The 3,340-nt window shown below is 39.2% G+C and carries 3 protein-coding genes; all 3 read left to right on the plus strand.

The features are described from left to right. The first annotated feature begins 108 nt into the window (after positions 1–108). Positions 109–1,254, plus strand: a complete 1,146-nt coding sequence (locus NJ959_RS27535) for a succinylglutamate desuccinylase/aspartoacylase family protein (protein ID WP_254014955.1) — start codon at positions 109–111, stop codon at positions 1,252–1,254. 131 nt (positions 1,255–1,385) lie between these two features. Next, complete coding sequence (locus NJ959_RS27540; RefSeq protein WP_254014954.1) at positions 1,386–2,234, plus strand: Rpn family recombination-promoting nuclease/putative transposase; 849 nt, start codon at positions 1,386–1,388, stop codon at positions 2,232–2,234. Positions 2,235–2,382: 148 nt separating this feature from the next. Beyond that, positions 2,383–3,294, plus strand: a complete 912-nt coding sequence (gene era, locus NJ959_RS27545; RefSeq protein ID WP_254014956.1) for a GTPase Era — start codon at positions 2,383–2,385, stop codon at positions 3,292–3,294. Positions 3,295–3,340: the final 46 nt, after the last annotated feature.

Below are 3,340 nucleotides of genomic sequence, written 5' to 3' on the forward strand. Positions count from 1 at the left end.
GGACAAGGGGGATAAGGGAGCAGGTAAGATTTTTAATTGACAACTCAAAACTCAAAACGGACTTCATCCCGCTGCGCTAACAAAACTCAAAATTCCCTAAAAATTGCTATGATCCCGACTATTTCTACCATTCCCATCCAACACTTGGCATCAGGCGATCGCACTTTCCTCCAAGTTTATCAATTTATTGGCGCTAAACCCGGTAAAAAGGCTTACTTACAAGCTAATCTCCACGGGGCGGAAATTGTTGGGAATGGGGTAATTTATCAACTTATTGAATTTCTCAGTAGTTTAGATGACACCAAGCTTACCGGAGAAATCTGGCTTGTACCTGTTTGTAACCCTCTCGGTACAAATCAGCGATCGCATTTCTTTGCCACTGGACGCTACAATCCTTATGATGGGCGAGATTGGAACCGGATCTTTTGGGATTATGAGCAAGAATGTGATGATTTAGCCGCTTTTACTGAATCACAAATTAACCTCGAACCAGATGAAATCAGACATAATTATTTGGCGCGTATCCAGACTAGTTTTAACAAACAATTAGCCAAAATCAATTCTCCCAGTGGAGCGCCTTTTCGAGAAAGTTATCGATATCAACTCCAATGCCTCTGTCTTGATGCTAACTATATTATTGATATTCATAGTTCCAGTAATCAAGCGATAGATTATCTCTACTGTTTCCCTAGTCGCGAAGAGAGTGCCAAAGGATTCCTCCTCCCTCATGGTATTTTAATGAAAGAATATGATGGAAATGCCTTTGACGAAGCCTTTCTGAAACCTTGGTTGGCTTTGGAGAAGAAACTGGCAGAATTAGGCAAACCCATTCAATTCGATTTGGAGTCTTGGACGCTAGAATTAGGTTCTGGAATGGTAATGAATCCAGAATCAGTCACAAAAGGAGTTCTAGGTATCAAAAATTATCTCGCCCTCCACGGTATTTTAACAATTCCGGGTTTTCCCTTACCCGAAACAGGAGCTTACTCAATAAACTTTATTACAAAAAGCCAAATTAAAGAATACTATGCGCCCATAGGTGGTACGATCCAATCCAGAGTAGAGTTAGGGAGTGAAATCAAAACAGGTCAATTATTGTATCAGTTACTAGTTTTCAATAAACATGGAGAACTACCGAAATTAATAGATATCTTGGCTGAGGCTGATGGATTAGTCTTTAACGTTTCCACGAGTTATAGTGTTAATCAAGGAGAATATGTTCTCTCTGTCATGCCGAGAAACAAGGGAGAATAATGAGATAAAAAAGATGGGTATTGATGCAAGCTGTCAGGCAGATAGACTACAAGCTGGTCAAAATCAAAGATCTAAGATAAAATTGAAGTTAAAGTTTAACAGTCCCAAGTTAACAAGGGTAAATCGTACCTATGAATTTTATTAATCCCAAAACCGATTACGCCTTTAAAAAAATATTTGGGTCATCAGAAAGCCAAGATATTCTTAAAAGCTTTCTTAATGCCCTGATTTATGAAGGCAAATCCATCATTAAAAAATTAGAAATTATTGACCCAAACCTACCACCAAGAGTTCAAGGCTTGAAAGATACATACCTGGATGTGAGAGCCTTCCTCAATAATGACACAATCGCGATCATTGAAATGCAGGTGTTGAACGTGCAATCCTTTGACCAACGAGTTTTATTCAATGCAGCAAAAACATATTCCTGTCAATTGCAGAAGGGAGAAGGCTACCGAATGCTCAAACCTGTGATTGCTCTAACAATTACAGATTTTGAAATGTTCCCCAATAGCGAAAACGTAATTTCTCGATTTGTTTACAAAGAAGAAACAACCAACTTAATCTATACCAAAAATGACATGAAGTTGATTTTTGTGGAGTTGCCCAAGTTTAAGCGAGAACTAGCTGAACTTGAAACATTGGCAGACAAGTGGATTTACTTTATGAAATATGCCAGATCCCTAAATGAAGTACCCGAAACTATGAATATTGTCCCAGAAATACATCAAGCATTTGTAATTGCAAACCAGGTTAATTTAACCAGAGAAGAACTAGAAGATATGGAACGAAGAGAAATGTTCATCTACGATCAAGAAGGAGCCATCTTACTCGGAAGAGAAGAAGGAAGAGAAGAAGGAATGCGAGAAAAAGCGATCGCGATTGTCCAAGAATTACTACCACGACTAGATGATGAAACCATCAGTCAAATTACAGGAATTAGTATTGAGGAAGTGAGGAGTTTGAGAAGTAGCAATTAAAATTTATAACCGTGGCACAGGCAAGATGCCTGTGCTACATTCTGCGATTCAAAGCAATTTGGTATAAAAACTGTTAGCAAAGCGGTACAAAGTGAAAAACCTAGACTTAACCATAAATAACGAAGAGACAATTATTCTAAATGGCTCAATGATTCCCCAAGCCGCACCAGGCTTTAAATCCGGATTCATTGCCATCATTGGACGACCAAATGTAGGAAAATCTACCTTAATGAATCAGTTAGTGGGGCAAAAAATAGCCATCACGTCACCCATCGCCCAAACCACACGGAATCGATTGCGGGGAATTCTGACAACTGAAGCAGCCCAAATAATTTTTGTCGATACGCCAGGAATTCATAAGCCCCATCACCAACTGGGAAAAGTGATTGTAAAAAATGCCAGAATTGCCATTGATTCTGTGGATTTGTTACTATTTATTGTGGATGGATCTGTACCAGCAGGAGGAGGGGATCGGTTTATTGTAGATTTACTGACAAAAACTGAAACTCCGATTATTCTGGGTATCAATAAATCCGACGAACAACCAGAGAAGCACCAAGCCATTGATGATAGTTACCAGCAACTGGTAGGACAACACAATTGGCAGATTACTAAATTTTCTGCCCTCACAGGTGACGGGTTGACAGAATTACAAGAACTATTAGTTAATCAGCTAGAACCAGGACCATATTATTATCCTCCAGATTTAGTTACAGATCAACCGGAACGTTTTATTATGGGAGAATTAATTCGGGAGCAAATTTTACTATTGACTCGCGAGGAAATTCCCCATTCCGTGGCTATTACTATTGACAGAGTTGAGGAGGAACCAAAAATTACCCGGATTCTCGCTACTATCAATATTGAAAGAGACTCTCAAAAAGGGATTTTAATTGGTAAAGGTGGTAGTATGTTGAAAACCATTGGCTCTGCTGCTCGTCAACAAATCCAAAAGTTAATTGCAGGTCATGTTTATTTAGAGTTATTTGTCAAAGTCTTACCTAAATGGCGACAATCTCGCCTCAGTTTAGACGAGTTGGGGTATCGGGTGGAAGAATAAGAGATGGTTTTTTGATGGGAGAATTGTTACCAGTTTCACCCCGCCC

It is taken from the genome of Limnofasciculus baicalensis BBK-W-15, from assembly GCF_024178385.1.
GTDB lineage: Bacteria > Cyanobacteriota > Cyanobacteriia > Cyanobacteriales > Coleofasciculaceae > Limnofasciculus > Limnofasciculus baicalensis.

What these genes read in the sequence shown, in the direction of transcription:
- NJ959_RS27535 (WP_254014955.1), top strand. Translation starts at nt 109, where the DNA reads ATGATCCCGACTATTTCTACCATTCCCATCCAACACTTGGCATCAGGC.
- era (WP_254014956.1), top strand. Translation starts at nt 2,383, where the DNA reads ATGATTCCCCAAGCCGCACCAGGCTTTAAATCCGGATTCATTGCCATC.
- NJ959_RS27540 (WP_254014954.1), top strand. Translation starts at nt 1,386, where the DNA reads ATGAATTTTATTAATCCCAAAACCGATTACGCCTTTAAAAAAATATTT.